This window comes from Shewanella sp. Isolate13, from assembly GCF_022398325.1.
Classification (GTDB): Bacteria; Pseudomonadota; Gammaproteobacteria; order Enterobacterales; family Shewanellaceae; genus Shewanella.
In genome coordinates, this window is sequence record NZ_JAKEVD010000002.1 from 154,724 (window position 1) to 175,356 (window position 20,633).

Consider the following 20,633-nt stretch of genomic DNA (forward strand, 5'->3'; position numbering starts at 1 on the left):
GAATGAACTGGTTATTTTCGATGCGCCTCGCCTTCGTGTTGCTAATGCTCCTGTCGCTATGGTTCGCCATAGGCGTAGGCCTGAGTGAGTATGAGCTCTATCGTCAAGTGTTAAGGGCGTTAAACGATCTACCTATGTCCCAGTGGCTACAAAGCTTAATAGCTGCGCCCATGGTAGGGTTCTGGTTAGCGGGTCTATTTGGCTTGATGTTGCTGCTAGGGTTAAACACCGCCTTATGTTCTTGGCGCGATCTATTGCCTATCTGGCGTCATAAGCGTTGGCGTAGCCCGCGGATCATGATGCTGCCCATTCATATCCTGACCTTACTGGTTTTCATCTTCCATGGCGTTGATCTGGTATTTATCCACGGTCACGATAGCGCGGTGCTACATCAGGGCGAGCGTTTCAATAGTGGTCGTTACCAGATTAAGTTAGTTAGCGTCGACTATCGCGATGATGTCAGCCTGATCACTGAAGATGAAACAGGCTTTAGTCCGGCTGGGCGGATCACTCGCCGCAGTGTGGAGCAGTTCGATCCTCGTATAAACTCCGCCTATTTTATTGTTCAAGATGGTGAGCAAAAAATCAGTGGTGATGCAGGGTTTATGCGGCCCTTTAGATGGAGGGACCTGTATATCACAGTGACAGATTTTAGAGTGCCACATCAAGAAGAGGCGCGTGGGGTGCAGGTTAAGGTGCTCGCGGTACATAACCCGCTAGTGAATTATTTTTTTGTCTGTTATGGCCTGCTATTAGTGAGTTTATTGCTGCAAGGACTGGTGTTTTGGCGCCGCTCAATTAACAAAGGGGGCCGTCGATGATGGGTCGTATTCATTACAGTTTGTTGGCTATTTGTTGTGCGCTGTCTTTGGCCGTTAATGCATCAGAGGCTAGAGGCGACAAGGCGCTGAACCATTTAGCAGAGCAATGGCTGGAGCAGATAAAACAGCCTGTTGAGCAGTCGGTGCAGCTAGGTGAAGAGGCCGCAGCATGGCAACAGCAAAAAGCGCAATCCCTGTCACAGCAGCAGCAAGATCTCGGTGAGCTCTATTGGACCGAATACCAATTGCAAAAACAGCAAAGGTATCTGGCCTCACTACAGGCAGAGGTCAAACTTTTGCAGCAAGATATCGCGACGATTAGTGCACTTAAGCAGGAACTAGAGCCGCAGTTGGAGATCTGGTATGCCATGCTGGAGCGTCAGATCAGCGCTGACTTGCCTTTCGATTATGAGGAGCGTAAGCGACGTCTAGCGTTTCTACGTAGTGCGATGGATAGCAGTGAGTTGCCATTGGCCGAACGTTTTCGGCGCTTGCTTGATGTTATTAGTATCGAGGTCGCTTACGGTTATGGCCAGCAGATAACTCAGGAGATCATCGTTATCGATGAGCAGCCTGTACAAGTGAACCTGCTGCGTTTAGGTCGCCTATCTTGGTTCTATATGACGCCCGATGAGCAAAAGCTTGGTTGGTTTGATAGCCAGTCTCGAAAATGGCAGCCTTTAGCGGCTAACGAGCAGGGCGATATTCGATTAGCCATGGCAATCACATCGAATAAGCAGGTTGCCCAGATTGTTAACCTGCCATTGGGAGCGCAAAGATAATGAGATCAGCAATTTTAGTCTTATTGTTAAGTGTATCGCCATTGGCTTTTACACAAGAACCGACTGTAAAAGAGACTGCGGAGTATCAAGCGCTTGAGCAACAAATTGAGCTGCGAGCATCTGAGATAGCGCAACAGAACTTGCGTTGGAGCAGTGACTTAAAGCAAGAGATTGATGAGGTTAAAACTAATCAACAGCAGCTGGCTAAGCGCTTAAATGACAAACGCACCCAGCTTGAGCTGTTAAATCAGCAGTTGATTGAGTTAGCTCAGCAAAAGCAAAGCCTCAGCCAAGACTATCAGCTTGCGGTTGATGATATGAAACTAGTGCAGGGAGCCTATCAAAAGGCGTTGAGTAGTCTATCGCAGCAATGGCTGCAGAGTCCTACGCAGTTTGCTGCGCCTCAACGGCAGATTAGCTTAACGCTTGCCAAGGCGAGTACTGGCTTTCCAAGCTTGTCCCAGCTTAATGAGCTTGTCGGCTACGCTATCGATGATATGCAGATGACGGCTAAGGTACTCAGTGCCAGGGCGCCGATTGGCTCGGGCAACGGCAGCGTGAGCGAGCAAGCGTTAAAGGTATTTGGCGGCTTAATGGCGGTGAGTTATATCGAAAAGTCAGCGACTGAAATGCCGAGTTATATCGCCTTAACAGGTGAGCTTCCCGTTGCAATCTCGCCAGTTGATTCAACAATCAGCGAGCAGTTAACCGCATGGCTGGAAGGTCAATCTCTACTTCTGCCACTGGATTTAAGCCAGGGGCGAATGCTGCCAAGTCTTGCTGATAAGCAGAGCCTATCTGAGTGGATAAAAGATGGCGGTGAAGTGTTATGGCCAATCCTTATCTTAGCGGCGCTGGGCATCGCTATAGCGCTATGGCGCGCGGTGATGCTGCTTTATTGGCGGCCGTTGGCACAGCTTAGTGAGCGAGATGAGACTAAAGCGGATCTACAAGCGATCAAGCAGCATCTCTTAAAAATGCCAAGGGTACCTGCTGCTAGCGTGTTGGCTAACGCAATCGTTGTGGGAAGTGGCGTTGAGGCGATGGATCAGCGGCTGAAACAATTAATGCTAAAGCAGATGGCCCAGTTTGAACGCGGGCTCGGCTTTATCGCGTTGTTGGCAGCAATGGCACCTATGCTGGGGTTACTCGGTACGGTATCTGGCATGATTGAGACTTTCCAGTCGTTGACCGAGTTTGGTAATAGCGATCCCAAATTGCTCTCTCAAGGGATCAGTAAGGCGCTAATCACCACGCAGGCCGGATTGCTGGTGGCATTACCTCTGCTATTACTGCATTACCCACTTAAACGCCGTGCACAAGCATTGAGTTTGAATATGGAGCAGCAGTCGGCGCTGTTACTGGCGCTGAATCTTGAGCGGGGAGGCGAGCATGTCACTCGATAACATGCTGTTTTCGGCGCGCCAATTTGCTCATGCCATTCTAGGCTTCATTGAGCTTGGCGGCATTGTCATGTGGCCGTTATTCATCTGTTGTTTATGGATGTTGTGGTTAGTGAGCCGGGCATTATTCAAAGAGGCTGGCTTAAGTCAGCAGTTAATGAACGTGGCAACTCAACATGACTGGCTTAATCAGCGCTTGAGTTTGTTAGCGTTAAGGCAGGCACAAGCACAGCAATATGCGGATCTTCAAGGAGTGAAGTTACTCGCCATGGTTGCGCCGCTTCTAGGTTTACTCGGGACGGTTAGCGGCATGATTGCAATGTTTGACGCCGGAGCCAGCTATGGTTTTCATGATCCAGCGGTGATTTCAGCAGGGATCTCCATGGCGATGGTCACCACTCAAACCGGTTTGTTTGTGGGGTTGACTGGCGCGGTATTGGCATTTTTTTGGCAACGAAAACTAAACCGTGTCGACACGGATCTGTTAGCAGGAGACAAACATGCTTAGCGATCGCTTTAGGCAGGATAAAGATCCTGAGATCAACATGACGCCCATGCTCGATGTGGTTTTCATCTTGTTGATTTTCTTCATTGTGTCGACTAATTTTGTCCAGCAATCCTCGGTGGAGATCAAGCGGCCTCAAGCAAGTACAGCCACCAGTGTCGACGGTAGCCCAATTGTGGTCACACTCGATACCACAGGGCGGGTGTACTTTGAGTCAAAAGAGATCGATATCTATTACCTTCCCGGCAAGCTGCAGCAGATCGCCAGTCAAACCCCTAAGGCAAAGTTGTTGGTGGTTGCCGATACCCACTGTCCAACAGGGGTCACAATTAAGGTGCTGGATATTGCCAAGCAGGCCGGCATAAGCTTTAGTTCTGTGGCGTCAGAGATCCGCTAATGGATAGGAGGCGCGCTCAACAAGTGTTGGTAACCTCTGTGCGGTTAATGTTGTCAATTGCCGTGACAATATTGCTCTGTTATTACCTGCCTAACAGCCTTAATGCTAATCAACCAAAACCGTTTTTGACTCAGCAAGCAAAAGAGCTAGCACTGCCTTTGCTTCCTGCTGAAAAGCCGAAATTGCCGACACCCAAAGAGGTGCAGAGTAAGCCTGTGACAGCAAGCGTAGCAACGCCAGTATCGCCTAGCATACCCATCATGCCTACGGTTGCCGATCTGCCCCTGCAAGTGCCTGTGTTGGCCATTCCAAAACTTAGTGGTTTGAGCCTACCTAGCGTTGCACCTGTGATAGCTGGTATTAGAGATGTTGATAAAGCGCCGGAGTTACTGCGCTTTATTCAGCCGAAGATCCCGGTGGCTGGTCGTAAGTTCAAGAGCGGCGGCCGAGTGCTTTTACGCCTTATCGTTGAGGCCGATGGCGTGGTGAGTCAGGCACAGGTGTTAGAAGCTGAACCTAAGCAAGTGTTTGACCAATCGGCGATAGAGGCGGCGCGAAAATGGCGTTTTAAGCCTGCTGTTTTATCGGGTGAAGCGGTGAAGGTGTTTGTTGATGTACCGATTAACTTTAAGGTGAGTTAACGATGAATTTTCTCAGATTATCGACAGTCCTGCTTTTGCTTATCTCACCTCTTATCTCAGCTCTGAGCCATGGGCGAGATTTAACTGATAGCCATGGGCGAGATTTAAATCGATACGAGTCAAACCTGCTCAATAAAGCGAGCCCACTACTAGAGAAGAGTGATTTTGGTGCGGCGCTAAAGCTGATGTTGCCACTGCTTGAGCAGGCTGCGCCACACCAAATCGTATTTCAGTATGTGTGTAAAACCCTTAGCGATACAGGCGCGGAAGCTAAGTCGCTAAGTTGCTGGGAGCGAGGCTATCAGCTTTATCCAAATCAGAGTCAAATAGTCATTAACTTGGGTCAATCACTGCTTCAAGTTGAGCGATATGAGGCTGCTATTGCGACACTATCAAGGCTGGAGTTGTCGACGCTAGATAAGCCCATCGAGGCGCAGGTGCGCTACATGCAAGGCTACGCCTATTACCAGTTGGCCCAATATCAAGCGGCGATCGATCTCTTGTTATCCTCAGATGTGAAGCTCCATTGGTGGCCGCTTATTAGTTACAGCCAATTGGCGTTGGAGCAGTGGCAAGAGGCTAAAAGTAGTTCATTGCAGTGGCTGGCTTTCGCCCCTGGTAACCGCACAGCTTGGCAAGTATTAACTCGCAGTGAACTCGGACTCGGTCATAAGCTTGAGGCGGCGGTGGCAAGTGATATTGCGGCGCAGTTGATAGGGGCAAATGAAAGCAAGGGCAGACCACTAGATAGCATCGCTCTATTTGGCCAGATTAAAGCCTATAATCTCGCGGCGAGCTGTACCTCACTAAGCGATAATGATGCAGCTCACCAAGTCGCAGATAAAAAAGCCTTTGATTCACAAGCTTTAGCCTGCGCCCAATATGCCTGGCTGTCGGGACGATATGATAAGGCGTTAGCTTTTTTAGAAGGGGTTAATATCGATAGCGTTAAAGGTAATGGTTTGGTTGATGACTTCTATCTGCTACAAGGCCAGTTGTTTGCGGCATTAAATCGAGGCGACAATGCCCGTAAAGCTTGGAGTAATGTGGGTCAGCAAGTCTTACCTTTGGGCACCGCGGCTGAGATTAAGCATGCTCGTCAGCGACGCAACCAGTTGCAGGGGCAGGCGCTGATGTTAATTGGCCAAAGCTACTGGTTAGAGTTGCAGTGGCCAGAAGCGCAGGCCAGTTATCGAAAGCTGGCACAGACTCCAGGATTTGAAACCCTCGCCGCAGCTTTTGGGCAACGTTTAGAGTCAATCGTGCCGCTAGAAGAGAAACTCAGGTGATCCAAGGTGATGGCTGTGGTAGCATCAGCGCCCAAATCATCCACATTTGGTTTTAGTGATCAAACTTAGCTGAAACACAGGCTAAGCTTGAAGCAGTAAAACACAGCGATATAGGTTCTTGGATCTTTTATGATCTTAATGATCGACAATTACGACTCATTTACTTTTAATCTGGTGCAGTACTTCCAGCAGCTTGGGCAAGAGATTGTGGTTAAGCGCAACGATGAGGTCACTCTTCAAGATATCGAGTCTCTAGCGCCAAACCACTTGGTGATCTCACCTGGCCCCTGCACGCCAAATGAGGCTGGGCTGTCGCTGTCGATTATTGAGCACTTCGCTGGCAAGCTGCCGATCCTTGGGGTTTGCCTTGGGCATCAGGCGATAGCGCAGGTATTTGGTGCTAATGTGGTTAGAGCCAAGCGAGTCATGCATGGTAAAACCAGTGCTATCAGCCACACTGATAGTGGTTTATTTCGTGGCTTAAATAATCCGCTGACCGTTACTCGTTATCACTCTTTGCTGGTGGATGCGATTCCTACAGGTTTTGTCATGGATGCTTGGTTTGACGATCCCGTTCATGGCCGAGAGATCATGGCGATGAGTATGCCTGCCAAGAAAATTTATGGTGTGCAGTTTCACCCTGAATCAATATTGACGGAACAAGGCCACGAGCTGTTGGAAAACTTCATTAAAATCAGCTAAATAATAGTGAACTGTTACATGCTGAAAAAGAAGATCTGACTATATCAATTAAGCAAACCTATGGCGTGCAGTTTCATACTCAACCCGAGCCCCTATCCTGATACAACAAGCCGATGAACTGTTAGCAAACATAATAAAAGTCAGCTAAATCGCCACCATCTGTTACAAATTTTACCGCTTTTTCAGATAAGTCCGTTGCCAAAGTGTGGTATAAAAGTCCGCAAAAATACCAATAATAATAGGGATGGATATGAAAAGCGTCATTCGTCATGTCGGCTTGAGTGCACTTTCACTGGCAGTGTTAGCGGGTTGCGGTGCAACCACAGTTTCTCCAGAGCAAACTCAAACAACGAACCAAACAATATCTCAAGTAGACTTATCGGCTCCCCCTCAAGTCGAGCAAGCGTTAACCCTAAAGCAAGTTATGGCTAATCCAGATTGGATGGGCCTGTTCGCTAAAGGTGCCTATTGGAGTGATGACGGTCAGTCCGTTTACTTCGCTAGACAAGCCCACGGCGCACCGACCAAAACCTATTACCAACAAGATATCAGGGGGACAGCCGCAAGTGAGTTAGCGTTAAATCAGCTACATACTGCGGATCAGCGCCGTGGTGTATTGAACAATGAAAAGACGCGCAAGGCTTATATCTACCAAGGTAACCTGTTCGTTAAAGATCTTGCTACAGCTAAAGTGCAGCAGTTAACGCGCCAAAACACAGCAGTCGATGGTGTGCGCTTTCTAAATAATGGTGATATCGCCTACTGGCAAGGCGATAACATTTTTAAAATTCACCAAGGCTCAGGTTTAGTCGAAGAGATCGCCAACATCAAGATGGCGGCAGAACCTAAAGGGGTTCAAGAGCCATCGAGTTATATCGCCAAGCAGCAACATCGACTTATTCAATATGTGGCTATGCAGCAAGAAAATGCTAAGTCTAAACAAGACTATAAGGCTGAGCTTGCCAAGGCCGATCCGACAATGTCCGCTAAGACATGGTATCTAGGCGATAAAGAGGTCGTTACCGACTTAAGCCTGTCTCCCGATGGCCGCTACGTGATCGTTGCGCTTAAGGATAAAGAATATAGCTGGCGCAGCGATCACGACATCATGCCGAATTACCTTGGTAAAGACGGTTATGTCGATGCGGTGCCAGCTCGCGCTCGCGTTGCAGAAGATAAAAATCCGGGTGAGCGTTTAGTGCTGCTGGATCTTGAGACTCATAGTAAGAAAGATATCACCATCGAGGGCCTAACAGGTTTTGATGAGGATGTACTCGCTGCAGTTAAGAGTGAGAACGCTAAAGCTAAAGGCGAGAGCTACAAGAGTGAAAAGGCACCGCGTAACTTGCAGTTAATGCAAGACTGGGGTTGGTCACAGAGTGCGGTTCAGTGGACAGACTCAGGCGATAAGGTCGCTGTCATGCTAGAGGCCGTGGATAACAAAGATCGTTGGATAGCCACAGTTAACTTAGATAAAGGCAGTTTAACCACTCAGCACCGCTTACATGATGATGCTTGGGTGAACTATAACTTTAACCAGTATGGTTGGTTGCCAAATAGCGACAGCCTATATTACCTATCGGAAGAGACGGGTTTTTCACATATTTACCTGAAACAGCAAGGCGAGAAAGCTAAGGCACTAACTAAGGGGAATTACGTGGTTAGCGATATTACCTTAGGCCCTAAAGCACAGTTTATTTACTACAAGGCTAACAAGACGCACCCTGGTATCGATAACGTCTACCGCGTTGAGATAGCAACCGGTAAAGATGAGCAGCTCACTCAGTGGCAAGGCCAGCTTGACTATACCTTAAGTCCTGATGGCACTGCGCTGCTGCTAGATGCATCGACGCGTATTCAGCCTGCAGAGCTGTTTGTGCAGCCAATTGGCGGCGAGCTTAAGCAGCTGACTAATTACACCAGCGACGCCTTTAAGGACTACCCATGGCAGGCTCCAGAGGTTGTGGCTGTGCCATCGACCCACGGTGCGGGTGAGGTTTACGCCCGAGTGTACCTGCCGCAAGGCTATGACAAAAACAGTGCGGACAAGTATCCAGCAGTGATCTTTAACCATGGTGCGGGCTACCTGCAGAATGCCCATTACGGATTCTCGGGTTACTTCAGAGAATTTATGTTCCATAACTTACTGGCCCAACAAGGCTATGTGGTGATGGATATGGATTACCGTGGTTCTAAAGGCTACGGCCGTGACTGGCGCACCGCTGTGTACCGTCAAATGGGCACGCCTGAAGTAGAAGATCTCAAGGATGGCGTAAACTGGATGGCGACTAACGTCAATGTTGATGCCGGTAAGGTGGGGACCTACGGTGGCTCTTACGGTGGCTTCCTAACCTTTATGGCATTGTTTAACGAACCTGAGCTGTTCCAAGCTGGCGCGGCATTGCGCCCAGTAACGGATTGGGCTCACTATAATGCGCCATACACCTCTAATATCTTGAATACGCCAGATATCGACCCAATCGCTTATGAGCGTAGCTCGCCCATTGAGCATGCTCAAGGCCTGCAAAAGCCGCTGCTTATCATGAGTGGTGTGCTTGACGATAACGTGTTCTTCCAAGATAGCGTGCGCTTAGTGCAACGCTTGATAGAACTTGAAAAGCCGATGTTTGAAACGGCTATTTATCCGGTAGAGCCCCATGGCTTCCGTCAGCCATCGAGCTGGTTAGATGAATACCGCCGCATTCATAAGTTATTTGAGCAAGAGCTTAAATAGTTAGTCTCTTATTGATTATGGCATTTAAAAAGGACTCCTCTGTGGAGTCCTTTTTGTTAGTTTTAAGATCAGTTTTAGCATAATTATAGATAAGTGGTTAAACTGGTTGCGTATTAATAGATGGAGATAGTGGCTAAGTGGCAATTTCGGTCGCAGGAGGCGTTAAGCCAGCACAAGTAACAGAGATAGAGCATCGACTGCAAAAACAGCTGATCGTTGGTAAGGGTAAGTCAATTGCCATGGCCGATGAGTTTGATGCTGAAATGGAAGATGATGCCAATAAGCTCGAAATTGAACGTGAGGCGATTCGTGCTCGTTTAGCGAAGCAAAATCAAGCCAAATTAGTATTTGATGCCGTGTCGAAGCAACTGCTCACCAGTGTTAACTCCAGTATTGAACAGCAACTCTCATCGCCGGAGCAGGTGTTGGCTAAGTCTCGGCTCGATGAGAAACAGATTCTACTGCTGGAGCTTCTCTATTCTAAACATGTCGACTTAGCGCGAGTCAGACCCTTGGTCGCCGCCTTACCTTGGCTCGAGCGCGATCTAGCTAATATCGTCAATGGCTCGAGTTTTAGGCACCGTAGGCCAAAATCTTCTGATGTTCAGGTTACCGATATTAAGCTGGTGCTCAACTATATTGGCATCGAAAACTTACAGATGTTAATCCCCTATTTTTGTCTTCGCCGCATGATGCCAAGCGGTCAGCCACAAATGTTGTGGTTAACCAGAAAGCTGTGGCGTTACAGTGTCGTCTCCTCGATAGCGGCCTTAGCCTTAGCCGAACTTCACGAAAAAGATAAAGCCTTTATTTATAGCTGCAGTCTGATGAGTCAATTAGGCGCTACCTGTGTCATCAATCAGTGTGCGAATACCTTCGATGATATTTGGGGAGAATGGCTCAGAGAGGCGAGTGCGAGTCGCGATAAAGAGCTATATGACGCAGTGATGGCAACGGAGTTTCCTGCAAATGATGTCTATCAGCAGGTGTTGAGCCATAGTCGTTCGCTCAACTGGCAGCTTCTTAGGTTACTTAATTTCGACAACAGCCGTTTGACACAAACCTATAAGGCTATCGATACAAGCATGAAGTATGCGGAGTTGGATCAAGACTCAGCCTTAATCGAGCGAGCCAGTTGTTTCGCTAAAGTTTACCTTCTACACGAGGCTGGCAATATCTCGGCTGCTGAACGCAGACTAATGTTCGACTATTATCGAGTTACCGAGCAAGAGCAGGTGAGGCTAAATGCACAAAACTTTCGCAAATTGGTACTGTTCTAACCTGTAAAGTATTGCTATCTGATATTTTTATGTTAATAACCAACCATTAAGCTTGGTTATTTTTATACGGTTTTAAGCCGAGTTATGCAGTAATTATGCTCAGCTTTTGCTTCATTTAGCGCTTTAATCTAGCCATGATAATTCGCAGGAAAGGTCACTAAATTGGCAGTAAAATACATATTAGTTATTCACTATCTATGAATAACTAGCGTTATTGCGGTCTAGGTAACTTTTTTATGACTATTTATGCTTAAAGCCCCGCTATATCTGCTTTGTTAATTCTAAAACTCAAATCTTTATGCAGTGTTTACCCATGTTGCTCACATGAACCTTGTTAAAAACTGGTATTTTGATCACATTTTAGCTAATAATGTCCTCCTAGTTATACAAACAATCGCCGTGTCACCTACACAAGATAAAGACACAGGGCGGAATACGGCCAGTTAAAAGGTCGATAATTATGAAGGATGAGAAGGAATGAGCTCAAATATGAATCTTACACGTGCCCAATTTGACGAAGTTATGGTGCCTAACTATGCGCCTTCTGCAGTGATTCCTGTTCGTGGCGAAGGTAGCCGAGTTTGGGATCAAGAAGGTAAAGAGTATATCGACTTTGCTGGTGGTATTGCGGTTAACTGTTTAGGTCATTGTCATCCGGCTTTAGTTAGCGCGCTAAAGACTCAAGGCGAGAAGCTTTGGCACCTGTCGAATGTCATGACTAACGAGCCCGCGCTGGAGCTGGCGACTAAGCTTGTTGAAGCCACATTTGCCGATCGCGTTTACTTTGCTAACTCGGGCGCCGAAGCGAACGAGGCTGCCCTTAAGTTGGTTCGTCGCTATGCAATGGACAAGTTTGGCGCTGAAAAAGATCAAATTATCGCATTCGATAAGGCCTTCCATGGCCGTACTTTCTTTACCGTGAGCGTCGGTGGTCAAGCGGCGTACTCTGATGGATTCGGCCCAAAACCTCAGAGCATCACTCACGTACCATTTAATGATATCGCCGCACTAGAAGCGGTTATATCTGATAAGACATGCGCCATCATGATGGAGCCGCTTCAAGGGGAAGGTGGCATTATCGATGCCGATCCTGAGTTTCTAAAAGCGGTTCGTGCCCTATGTGATAAGCACAATGCCCTATTGGTTTTCGATGAAGTGCAAACTGGTGTCGGTCGTCTGGGTGAACTGTATGCATACATGCGTGGTGATGTAGTACCAGATGTACTGACAACGGCAAAAGCGTTAGGTGGCGGCTTCCCGATTGCGGCTATGCTAACGACAAAAGAGATTGCCGATCATCTAAAGATTGGTACTCATGGCTCAACTTACGGTGGTAACCCACTGGCATGTGCGGTCGGTAATGCCGTGCTAGATGTTGTGAATACACCTGAAGTGTTGAATGGCGTTAAGCAACGTGAGCAGTTGCTGCGTGAGGGGCTAACCAAGATCAACAACAAGTACGATGTATTTACTGAGATCCGTGGTCAGGGCTTATTGATTGGTGCCGTGATGAACGAGAAATATCAGGGTCGTGCAAAAGAGTTCTTGGTTGCCGGGATCAACGAAGGCGTAATGAGCCTAGTGGCTGGTGCCAACGTTGTACGCTTTACACCTTCATTGGTGATCCCTGAAGCTGACATCGCCGAAGGTCTAGCGCGTTTCGAACGTGCAGTCGCTAAAGTTGTCGAAGCCTAAAGGGCAAACGGGGCGCTATTGCTAATAGCGCTCCTTTTTTTGTCTGTAGGATAGCTTGAACGTTTATTGAGCAGGGCTTGTCATATAGTGATAAGGCAGGCAATTAACGGCGAGCGACAGCGAGGAGACTCCTAGATGTTAGTTATACGTCCAATTCGATCGACTGACTTCGATGCTCTGTATCAAATTGCAGAGGAGTCGGGACACGGATTCACATCTCTACCCGTGAATGCCGATCTGCTAAGGAGCAAGATTGCTCGAGTAGAAGCGTCATTTACTAAGCAGATCGATAAGCCTTTCGATGAAGGTTATCTGATGGTGCTTGAAGACACCGAGACTGGCGAAGTCGTTGGCACTTGTGGACTCGAAGCCGCAGTGGGGATGGAAGATGCTTTTTACCACTATCGACTGGGTACAGAGGTGTATTACTCTGAGCAGATTGGTGTGCGTAATGAGGTAGAAACCTTAACCCTTTGCCACGATTACACCGGTGCAGCTGAGCTTTGTACCCTATTTTTGCGCAGTAGTTATCGTAAAAACAATAACGGTCGCATGCTTTCAAGAAGCCGATTCCTATTTCTAGCGCAACACGCAGAACGCTTCGGCGAGACCGTGATTGCCGAGATGCGTGGTGAAAGCGATGCCGAGGGTAACTCTCCCTTCTATGGCTGGCTACAAGAGCATTTCATCGGTATCGATTTTGTACAGGCCGATTACCTTTCAGGCTTGAGCCAAAAAGCATTTATGGCGGAAATGATGCCAAAGAATGCCGTCTATGTGTGCCTCCTGCCTAAAGAGGCGCAAAAAGTGATTGGTGAGGTTCATACCAATACCCGTCCAGCCCTAAACCTCTTACAAGCGGAGGGCTTTAGATGCCGTGGTTATGTCGATATTTTCGATGCCGGCCCTACGGTTGAGTGTCAGTTGCATGATATTCGCTCCGTAAGAGAGAGTCGCTTGCTGACTGTCAGCATAGGTGAGACCCCCAGCGATGCTACAAGCTATATCGCGTCAAATACTCAATTAGCCAATTACCGCGCTGCAGCAGCTAATCTCGCTGTAGCCGAAGACAGTGATAACGTGATCTTAGATGCCGAAACGGCTGCAGGCCTACTGGTCTCAGAGGGTGAGCAGATCCGCGTATTGCCAATGTAGGAACAGAACATGACACAATTTATTGAAGGTAAGTGGGTTGCGGGTTTAGGTCACGAGGTGACATCGATTAACCCTGCCAACCAAGAAGTTATTTGGAACAGCAACACCGCGACGCCAGAGCAGGTCGGTGCCGCAGTCGATGCCGCCCGTAATGCCCAGTTTGACTGGTTTATGATGGGCTTTGACGCGCGTCTAGCGATTGTAGAAGCCTACCGCGATCAGCTTGAGGCTAACAAGGCCGAGATGGCGGAAGTGATAGCGCAAGAAACCGGTAAGCCTCAGTGGGAAACCGCCACCGAAGCAGGCGCCATGATAGGTAAGATTGGCCTGTCTGTTGCTGCCTATAACAAGCGTACAGGTACCACAGAGAACGACACGCCGGCTGGGCGCGCAGTACTGCGCCATAAGCCACATGGCGTTGTTGCCGTGTTTGGCCCATATAACTTCCCTGGGCACTTGCCAAATGGTCACATAGTGCCGGCACTACTTGCGGGTAACACTGTGGTGTTTAAGCCATCTGAGCTGACGCCAAAAGTTGCTGAGCTGATGCTTAAGCTATGGGAAAAGGCGGGTCTTCCTAAAGGTGTGATTAACCTAGTTCAAGGCGAAGTCGAAACCGGTAAGGCGCTTGCGGCTCATCCACAGATTGACGGCCTATTCTTTACTGGTAGTTCACGCACGGGTCATATTTTGCATCAACAGTATGCAGGCGATCCGGGTAAGATTTTGGCGTTGGAGATGGGCGGTAACAACCCGCTGATCATCAAGGATGTAGCCGACACTAAGGCAGCGGTTCACGACATCATCCAGTCAGCATATATTTCAGCTGGCCAGCGCTGTACCTGTGCCCGTCGACTCTATGTAGAAAAAGGTGCGGCAGGTGATGCACTGCTAGAGCAACTCGTGGCAGCGGTTAAGCAGATTAAGGTTGGCCCTTGGAACGCTCAGCCTCAGCCATTTATGGGCTCGATGATCTCAGAGGCTGCGGCTAAAGGTATGGTTGAAGCCCAGCGTAACCTTGTGAACCTAGGTGGTACCTCATTAGTTGAGCTCACTCACCTTGAAGCGGGCACAGGCTTAGTTTCTCCAGGTCTTATCGATGTGACAGACGTCATCGAACTGCCTGATGAGGAGTACTTTGGTCCATTGCTGCAAGTGGTGCGTTACAGTGACTTCGATGAAGCGATCAGGCTAGCTAACGCGACCCGATATGGTCTGTCAGCGGGTATTTTGGCCGATAGTCGTGAAGATTATGACTATTTCCTTGCGCGTATTCGTGCGGGGATCGTCAACTGGAATAAGCAGATCACAGGCGCATCGGGTGCCGCGCCATTTGGTGGTGTTGGCGCATCGGGTAACCACAGAGCGAGCGCGTTCTACGCCGCCGATTACTGTGCCTACCCAGTTGCTTCGGTTGAAGCCGATGCGGTCAGCCTACCAGCAACATTGAGCCCAGGTTTGAGTATTTAATCTCAAGCACAAAAATTAAAGGGAAGCGCTCGGGGCGCTTCCCTTTTGTTTATAAGTAAATCGTATCCCTAAAACGTGTACAGCCGCGTGACTTTAATAAAATAATAAACACGCTGGCCTAAAGGAGTTAACAATGCACACGAATGTAAATGCGCTGTTTGAAGCGCTTTGGCAAGATTATATCGAGATGACACCTTCGGCAGCTAAAGTTCATCAATTGCTGTCTAAAGGTGAGCCTATCATTAACGATCACATTGCGCTGCGTACCTTTAATATTGCTAAAGTTAATCTTGAAGTATTGGCTGCGCACTTTGAATCTATCGGTTATGTTGCCTGCGGTGATTACAAATTTGAGGCTAAGAAGCTTAACGCTAAGCATTTTGAACACCCTGATACGACTCAACCAAAGGTGTTTATCTCTGAATTGTTAGTGGAAGAGTTCAGTGAAGAGCTGCAATCTACCGTTAATGGCTTAATTGAGCAGATGGATGTGGCAGCGACCACGGCCGACAATTTTTTGTACTCAGGTCGCCATTGGGAGCTAGACACTAAGACTTATGAGGCACTATTGGCTGAGAGTGAGTACGCTGCTTGGGTGGCGGCTTTTGGTTATCGAGCGAATCACTTCACGGTATCGATTAATCATCTACCGGGTTACGACACCATCTTTGAGGTGAACGATGCCTTAAAGGCTGCAGGTTTTGTATTGAATGCTTCGGGTGGGGAAGTGAAGGGAACTCCAGAGGTATTACTCGAGCAATCATCGACGATGGCAGATAAGGTCCCTGTTAGCTTCTCAGACGCCGTGATTAGCATTCCTAGCTGTTTTTATGAATTCGCCTTGCGCTATCCCCAAGCGGACGGAAAACTTTATACAGGCTTTGTGGCAGCTTCTGCGGACAAAATTTTCGAAAGCACTAATGTTAAGGGCTAACTTTTACACTTAGATGCAAAAAAGCCGGACTCGAGTCCGGCTTTTTATTGAGTGATCATGAGTGAGCTCAGAACAACAGGGTTACTTTCAGACCCGGTAGGCTCTGACTGTGTTCAAACTTGAGTTCAATCTTATATTGCTCGGCAATATCTTTCACGATCGATAAACCTAAGCCGTGACCCATGGTCGCTTCATCTAGGCGTTTACCCCTATGAGTCAGTTGAGCCAACTGTTCGGTTTCAACCCCAGGGCCATCATCTTCGATGCTCAGCTTAAGCTGTTGCTCATGGTTGCTAATACAGACTCTAATTTCAGACCTAGCCCATTTAAAAGCGTTATCGAGTAAATTACCGAGTAGCTCCATGCCGTCTTCACGGTGCATAGGAAGTCGGGTGATACTGCTTGGAATATCGAATCGGCAGTGAATCGACTTGGTGCGATGAACCTTATTTAAGGTCTGGGCCAAATCTTCGATATCCTTTGGCAGTTGCATCTGCGCCGCCGGAAGCATATCACCAGTTATCCTTGCGGCCGCGAGTTTTCTTTCAATCATCTTGTGCACGAGATCGAGCTGTTTCTGTAATGCCTCGGCCGACTCCGGTTCTTTCAGATATAGGGCTTCGACCTGCTGCTGCATCACCGCTAGCGGTGTCTTTAGACCGTGACTCAAGTTACCGAGATTATTACGGCTACGCTCTATCTGCTTACTGGAATAGGCGAGTAGCTCATTGTAGTTTTTGGCTAACGGCTGCAACTCAAGCGGGATAGAGTTAAGGTCAAAGGATGAGATCTCACCCTCGCGTAATTTTGCCAGAGTATCTTTCATCTGGTGCACGGGCTTGAATGACTGACGCAGCACCAAAAAAATACCGGTGATCATTGCCAGTAACATGGCCAAATTTACGATGAGCTTAGTGCCATAGACCTCAGAGAAGACCTTACGACCGATACTGAGATCTTGCGCAACGGTAAGGGTTGCGCTGAGTCCTGAGGTGTCGGACTTTAATCCGATAGAGAGTAGCTGAATATCGTGATTCTGCGGCCCTTTGGTCTGCCAGGCTCGGGTTTCACCTTTTTCAAGGTCGACGACTTCGAGGCGCTGATCCCACAGCGATCGCGATCTTAACTCTTGCTCAGGAAGGTCGAGTTGGTAATAGCGTCCTGAATAAACTGGGCGGTAGAAGCTAGAAAGCTGAGTTTCATCGATGCTAAAGGTGCCATCTTCGATGTGGGTGGCGAGGAGGACCTGCTGTAAGTCTTCTTGTAATCTGGCGATAATCGAGTCGTGGAAGGCTTGGCGCAGCATTGACTCGAAAAAGATAATCCCCACGGCGGTGGCGATTACCACTAAGCCCGTTAACCACAGGCTTAGTTTGGTACGGATTGAGATCATTGAGCTAGACCGTGAAAGATATACCCTTGGCCACGGCGAGTCTCAATGGCGGTCTTGCCAAGTTTCTTACGCAGGTGCGTCACATAAACTTCAACCACATTACTCTCTTTCTCATCGTCAAACTGATATAGCTTATCGGTGAGTTGAGCTTTGGATAAAAGCTTTTTTGGTGACATCAGGAAGATCTTGAGCAATCTAAATTCCATAGCGGTCAGTTCGAAGGTTTGCTCACCGACAGTCACCGACTGTTGCCCTTCATCTAAGGCGACACCTGCATAGGTCAACTGTTTATTCGGCGTGTTAGCCTTACCGTGTGCCCGTTGAATGAGTGCCTGAATTCGAACCAGCAGCTCCTGAGTGTGGAATGGCTTACCGAGATAATCATCGGCACCAGAGTTAAAGCCTTCGACTTTCTCATGCCACTGGCTTCTCGCCGTCAACATGATGACTGGTGTGTGTATACCTTGTTCACGCCAGCTTTCTAGTAGCTCTAAGCCGTTACCATCGGGTAGGCCTATATCGAGAATGACGCAGTCATAGTTGGTTTCTTTGATTAAGTAATCAGCTTCACTGACTTTATCGGTGGTATCAGTAACATAGCCAGCTTGCTTAAGCTGTTTAACTAACTCTTCGACTAGCAGGGTGTTATCTTCAACAAGAAGTAATTTCATAGAGTGCTCTCAATGGTGCCTTGCAGGGTGACAGGCGTTTTACAGAGTTGGTTCATGTTAACCCAAAAGTGCCACTTCAGTGCAACAGATTTGATTCGTAAGTCAATATAATACCAATCAGTATTAAACTTTTTCGGCGTTACAACTCGCTGGAAGCTGCACGGGTTTTGCCAGTTGGCCTGTGCTGGCATCGAGCACGAGATCAACAAGTTGCCCCTTTGAGGTACGTATTTGCACCTCATAGCGCCATTGGCTCTGCTGCTGATATAAGTGAGCGTCAATGAGCTTGCCATTACACATGGCTTGGATGCTGCTAAGGGTAACGTCGAGAGAGAGGATTTGACCGCTTTTAACTAAGGTCTGGGCCTCATAGTGCTGAACTTCAATTTTTTGATTAGCGACCGCTGCAGGCAGGTGTAGCATCGCAGCCATAAGGCATAGATATAATGCTAATTTCACACTGAACTCCTAATAAAAAAAATGGCCTGAGATAATCTCAGGCCACTTTATAGAAGCTGTCTTAAACCGAGCTTAATACTGGCTTATCGAGTTCCGTAAACCACGATAGTTTTACCGTGTGCTTGGATAAGGTTCTGTTCCTCAAGCATTTTCAAGATACGACCTACAGTCTCACGAGAGCAACCAACGATTTGGCCAATCTCTTGACGAGTGATCTTGATCTGCATGCCATCTGGATGTGTCATCGCATCTGGCTGCTTTGCAAGGTGAAGCAAAGTTTGTGCAATTCTTCCAGCAACATCAAGAAACGCAAGGTCGCCTACTTTCTGGCTTGTGCTGTGCAGACGGTAAGCCATCTGAGATGAAAGCTTCATCAAGATTTCAGGGTTAACTTGAATTAACTGCTTGAACTTCTTGTAAGAGATTTCTGCGATTTCACAAGCTTGCTTAGCACGAACCCATGCTGTACGTTCTGCTTGCTCTTCAAACAAACCTAGCTCACCGATAAAGTCGCCCTGATTCAGGTAAGAAAGAATCATCTCTTTACCTTCTTCATCTTTAATCAAGACGGCAACAGAGCCTTTTACTATGTAGTAAAGTGTATCTGAATCTTCACCAGCGTGGATCAAAGTACTTTTGGCTGGATATTTATGAATGTGACAGTGTGATAAAAACCATTCCAAAGTAGGATCTGGTTTTGGCTTTCCAATCAGAGCCATGCCTATGTTCCTCGGCTGATTACATTATAAAGTAAGAATATGCTAATTAAGCATCTTACGTCAATTAAGCTATTAAAACCTTGATAGAAGTCTTAGTTTAGACTTACCCACTCAAAGCCGTCTAGCCATTTAGATATACGTATTCTGATACATTAGTGATATATGTCAACTGAATCCGCAGCTAAGCCTAATTGTTGAGTGAACAATTAGGCTTATATCACATCTTGTTACAATCATTTTCACCTCAAATGTGCAGAGGATTAGATTTATACGTGTATACAATATTCTTAATAGTGGAATTCTTATATAGAGAAATAGTTCTCATTAGTGATTCTGTATTGTTTGCACTCGACATTCAAGCTAATTTCTGGCTAACTTGGGTAAGAATAATATTAAAGAGACTGTTAATTCTTGTCTTATTTACAGTCATTTTTAGTGAGTTGTAGGAGCCTATCGTGAATTGTAGACCTTGGATTTTAAATACTGTTGTGGTCTTTTTTTTAGCCGTTAGCACTGGAGCTAACGCGTTCTCGATTCCGCAGCCTAAAGGCGCAGAAGAAGCAAGTCGTTTAGCGCACATTCAACTCAAAGCGACCCAGGGTGACAAAGATGCACAGTATCTGTTGGGGTTAATGTACTTATCAGGTCGTTTTGTCGCACAAGATAGAGACTTGGGCGTGCAGTGGCTCACCGAAGCCGCCGAGCTTGGCCATGCAAAAGCGCAGCAAACTATCGCTGATTTAGCATTCGAAGGTAGCCTAATCGAACGTGACCTTTCGACTGCCGAGCAGTGGTATAGTGAGTTGAGCAAACAGGGAAACAAGTGGGCTAATTTTAGACTCGGTTTTATTTATGCAGCAGGTGGTCAAGGGATTGAGCGAAATTGCGGTAAGGCGGTGGAGCAGTTTAATGCCGTAGGCGATATGGTTTCGCTTGGCAATGTGGCCTGGATCCTAGCGACCTGCCCAGAAGCGCAATATCGCAATGGTAATAAGGCACTCGAATTGTCATTGGCGCTGCTTGAATCAAATGAGCAAGATCCGACAAACTTAGATAACCTTGCTGCCGCTTATGCCGAAATCGGTGATTTCAATGCCGCCATCTCGACTCAGCAGAAGGCGATTGAGGCATTAAACTTGAGCACAGATCAAAGTAAAACGGCAGAGTTTAAGCAGCGTCTTAAGCGCTATCAAAACTATGAGCCCTACCGTGAAGTGTTGCCGCTAACGGGTAATTAGTAATTGCATCCTACTCATGAACAGTACTGATAAATAGAAAGCTCCTCAATAGGAGCTTTTTTTGTACCTGAAAAATATAAAGAGCAGCACAAGCACCCAGGTGGAATTTTGCTTTTGATTAGAAAGCTAAGAAGTGGTCAGTCAGCGCTCCCAAGGAAGCAAACGGATCAAGCATGGATGTGGAATTTACTTTTGTGGGTCTCTGTAAGGTCAGCTAGCGATCCCAAGGAAATAAACAGATCAAGCATTGAAGTGGAATTTACTTTATATGCGGGGAAACTAAAAAGTCAGCTAGCGATCCCAAGAAGACAAACAGATCAAGATGGGGGAATTTACCTCCAAGGG

19 protein-coding genes are annotated in these 20,633 nt (G+C 47.4%); 15 read left to right on the plus strand and 4 right to left on the minus strand.

Annotated elements, in window-relative coordinates:
- Nucleotides 1-2 precede the first annotated feature (2 nt).
- The 14 genes from L1D44_RS01905 to L1D44_RS01970 all read left to right on the plus strand — a co-directional run bounded on the left by L1D44_RS01905 (nucleotide 3) and on the right by L1D44_RS01970 (nucleotide 15,808).
- Nucleotides 3-821, plus strand: coding sequence for a hypothetical protein (locus tag L1D44_RS01905; protein ID WP_239888588.1), 819 nt, complete (start codon nucleotides 3-5; stop codon nucleotides 819-821).
- Nucleotides 818-1,603, plus strand: coding sequence for a DUF3450 domain-containing protein (locus L1D44_RS01910; RefSeq protein ID WP_239888589.1), 786 nt, complete (start codon nucleotides 818-820; stop codon nucleotides 1,601-1,603). Before L1D44_RS01905 ends, L1D44_RS01910 begins: the two co-directional genes overlap by 4 nt.
- Nucleotides 1,603-3,009, plus strand: a complete 1,407-nt coding sequence (locus tag L1D44_RS01915; protein WP_239888590.1) for a MotA/TolQ/ExbB proton channel family protein — start codon at nucleotides 1,603-1,605, stop codon at nucleotides 3,007-3,009. The genes L1D44_RS01910 and L1D44_RS01915 overlap by 1 nt, the downstream gene beginning before the upstream one ends.
- Complete coding sequence (locus L1D44_RS01920; RefSeq protein WP_239888591.1) at nucleotides 2,996-3,514, plus strand: MotA/TolQ/ExbB proton channel family protein; 519 nt, start codon at nucleotides 2,996-2,998, stop codon at nucleotides 3,512-3,514. Before L1D44_RS01915 ends, L1D44_RS01920 begins: the two co-directional genes overlap by 14 nt.
- Entirely contained in the window at nucleotides 3,507-3,908 is a 402-nt protein-coding gene (locus L1D44_RS01925; RefSeq protein WP_220768667.1) for a biopolymer transporter ExbD, read from the plus strand. The genes L1D44_RS01920 and L1D44_RS01925 overlap by 8 nt, the downstream gene beginning before the upstream one ends.
- Nucleotides 3,908-4,549, plus strand: a complete 642-nt coding sequence (locus tag L1D44_RS01930) for a TonB family protein (protein ID WP_239888592.1) — start codon at nucleotides 3,908-3,910, stop codon at nucleotides 4,547-4,549. Before L1D44_RS01925 ends, L1D44_RS01930 begins: the two co-directional genes overlap by 1 nt.
- 2 nt (nucleotides 4,550-4,551) lie before the next feature.
- Nucleotides 4,552-5,838: a tetratricopeptide repeat protein gene (locus L1D44_RS01935; protein ID WP_239888593.1), complete on the plus strand. Its 1,287-nt coding sequence runs from the start codon at nucleotides 4,552-4,554 to the stop codon at nucleotides 5,836-5,838.
- Nucleotides 5,839-5,967: 129 nt separating this feature from the next.
- Complete coding sequence (locus L1D44_RS01940; RefSeq protein WP_239888594.1) at nucleotides 5,968-6,540, plus strand: aminodeoxychorismate/anthranilate synthase component II; 573 nt, start codon at nucleotides 5,968-5,970, stop codon at nucleotides 6,538-6,540.
- 250 nt (nucleotides 6,541-6,790) lie between these two features.
- Nucleotides 6,791-9,274, plus strand: a complete 2,484-nt coding sequence (locus tag L1D44_RS01945; RefSeq protein WP_239888595.1) for a prolyl oligopeptidase family serine peptidase — start codon at nucleotides 6,791-6,793, stop codon at nucleotides 9,272-9,274.
- 137 nt (nucleotides 9,275-9,411) lie between these two features.
- Entirely contained in the window at nucleotides 9,412-10,554 is a 1,143-nt protein-coding gene (locus L1D44_RS01950; RefSeq protein ID WP_239888596.1) for an HDOD domain-containing protein, read from the plus strand.
- A gap of 477 nt (nucleotides 10,555-11,031) precedes the next feature.
- On the plus strand, nucleotides 11,032-12,249 hold the full coding sequence (locus tag L1D44_RS01955) for an aspartate aminotransferase family protein (protein WP_239888597.1): 1,218 nt from the start codon (nucleotides 11,032-11,034) through the stop codon (nucleotides 12,247-12,249).
- A gap of 135 nt (nucleotides 12,250-12,384) precedes the next feature.
- A complete protein-coding gene (astA, locus tag L1D44_RS01960) occupies nucleotides 12,385-13,404 on the plus strand; it encodes an arginine N-succinyltransferase (protein ID WP_239888598.1) in 1,020 nt (339 codons plus the stop codon).
- Between the two features lie 9 nt (nucleotides 13,405-13,413).
- The gene (gene astD, locus L1D44_RS01965; RefSeq protein WP_239888599.1) at nucleotides 13,414-14,874 is read left to right on the plus strand and encodes a succinylglutamate-semialdehyde dehydrogenase; all 1,461 of its coding nucleotides are present in this window, start codon (nucleotides 13,414-13,416) and stop codon (nucleotides 14,872-14,874) included.
- A gap of 133 nt (nucleotides 14,875-15,007) precedes the next feature.
- Entirely contained in the window at nucleotides 15,008-15,808 is an 801-nt protein-coding gene (locus tag L1D44_RS01970) for a DUF1338 domain-containing protein (protein ID WP_239888600.1), read from the plus strand.
- A gap of 67 nt (nucleotides 15,809-15,875) precedes the next feature.
- Here the strand turns inward: L1D44_RS01970 and L1D44_RS01975 are convergent, their stop codons facing one another.
- The 4 genes from L1D44_RS01975 to crp form a co-directional block, all read right to left on the minus strand.
- Nucleotides 15,876-17,201 (minus strand): ATP-binding protein, encoded by a 1,326-nt coding sequence (locus L1D44_RS01975; protein WP_239888601.1) that lies wholly within the window; start codon nucleotides 17,199-17,201, stop codon nucleotides 15,876-15,878.
- The gene (locus tag L1D44_RS01980; RefSeq protein WP_202720981.1) at nucleotides 17,198-17,872 is read right to left on the minus strand and encodes a response regulator transcription factor; all 675 of its coding nucleotides are present in this window, start codon (nucleotides 17,870-17,872) and stop codon (nucleotides 17,198-17,200) included. Before L1D44_RS01980 ends, L1D44_RS01975 begins: the two co-directional genes overlap by 4 nt.
- Nucleotides 17,873-17,995: 123 nt before the next feature.
- A complete protein-coding gene (locus L1D44_RS01985; RefSeq protein ID WP_239888679.1) occupies nucleotides 17,996-18,304 on the minus strand; it encodes a hypothetical protein in 309 nt (102 codons plus the stop codon).
- A gap of 110 nt (nucleotides 18,305-18,414) precedes the next feature.
- Complete coding sequence (gene crp, locus L1D44_RS01990) at nucleotides 18,415-19,050, minus strand: cAMP-activated global transcriptional regulator CRP (protein WP_012156707.1); 636 nt, start codon at nucleotides 19,048-19,050, stop codon at nucleotides 18,415-18,417.
- A gap of 455 nt (nucleotides 19,051-19,505) precedes the next feature.
- Between crp and L1D44_RS01995 the strand changes: the two genes are divergently transcribed.
- Nucleotides 19,506-20,288 (plus strand): tetratricopeptide repeat protein, encoded by a 783-nt coding sequence (locus tag L1D44_RS01995; protein ID WP_239888602.1) that lies wholly within the window; start codon nucleotides 19,506-19,508, stop codon nucleotides 20,286-20,288.
- Nucleotides 20,289-20,633: the final 345 nt, after the last annotated feature.

Bases quoted from the DNA above. Each gene is read 5' to 3' on its own strand.
- L1D44_RS01905 (WP_239888588.1), top strand. From the start codon at position 3: ATGAACTGGTTATTTTCGATGCGCCTCGCCTTCGTGTTGCTAATGCTC.
- L1D44_RS01910 (WP_239888589.1), top strand. From the start codon at position 818: ATGATGGGTCGTATTCATTACAGTTTGTTGGCTATTTGTTGTGCGCTG.
- L1D44_RS01915 (WP_239888590.1), top strand. From the start codon at position 1,603: ATGAGATCAGCAATTTTAGTCTTATTGTTAAGTGTATCGCCATTGGCT.
- L1D44_RS01920 (WP_239888591.1), top strand. From the start codon at position 2,996: ATGTCACTCGATAACATGCTGTTTTCGGCGCGCCAATTTGCTCATGCC.
- L1D44_RS01925 (WP_220768667.1), top strand. From the start codon at position 3,507: ATGCTTAGCGATCGCTTTAGGCAGGATAAAGATCCTGAGATCAACATG.
- L1D44_RS01930 (WP_239888592.1), top strand. From the start codon at position 3,908: ATGGATAGGAGGCGCGCTCAACAAGTGTTGGTAACCTCTGTGCGGTTA.
- L1D44_RS01935 (WP_239888593.1), top strand. From the start codon at position 4,552: ATGAATTTTCTCAGATTATCGACAGTCCTGCTTTTGCTTATCTCACCT.
- L1D44_RS01940 (WP_239888594.1), top strand. From the start codon at position 5,968: ATGATCTTAATGATCGACAATTACGACTCATTTACTTTTAATCTGGTG.
- L1D44_RS01945 (WP_239888595.1), top strand. From the start codon at position 6,791: ATGAAAAGCGTCATTCGTCATGTCGGCTTGAGTGCACTTTCACTGGCA.
- L1D44_RS01955 (WP_239888597.1), top strand. From the start codon at position 11,032: ATGAGCTCAAATATGAATCTTACACGTGCCCAATTTGACGAAGTTATG.
- astA (WP_239888598.1), top strand. From the start codon at position 12,385: ATGTTAGTTATACGTCCAATTCGATCGACTGACTTCGATGCTCTGTAT.
- astD (WP_239888599.1), top strand. From the start codon at position 13,414: ATGACACAATTTATTGAAGGTAAGTGGGTTGCGGGTTTAGGTCACGAG.
- L1D44_RS01970 (WP_239888600.1), top strand. From the start codon at position 15,008: ATGCACACGAATGTAAATGCGCTGTTTGAAGCGCTTTGGCAAGATTAT.
- L1D44_RS01975 (WP_239888601.1), bottom strand. From the start codon at position 17,201: ATGATCTCAATCCGTACCAAACTAAGCCTGTGGTTAACGGGCTTAGTG.
- L1D44_RS01980 (WP_202720981.1), bottom strand. From the start codon at position 17,872: ATGAAATTACTTCTTGTTGAAGATAACACCCTGCTAGTCGAAGAGTTA.
- L1D44_RS01985 (WP_239888679.1), bottom strand. From the start codon at position 18,304: ATGGCTGCGATGCTACACCTGCCTGCAGCGGTCGCTAATCAAAAAATT.
- crp (WP_012156707.1), bottom strand. From the start codon at position 19,050: ATGGCTCTGATTGGAAAGCCAAAACCAGATCCTACTTTGGAATGGTTT.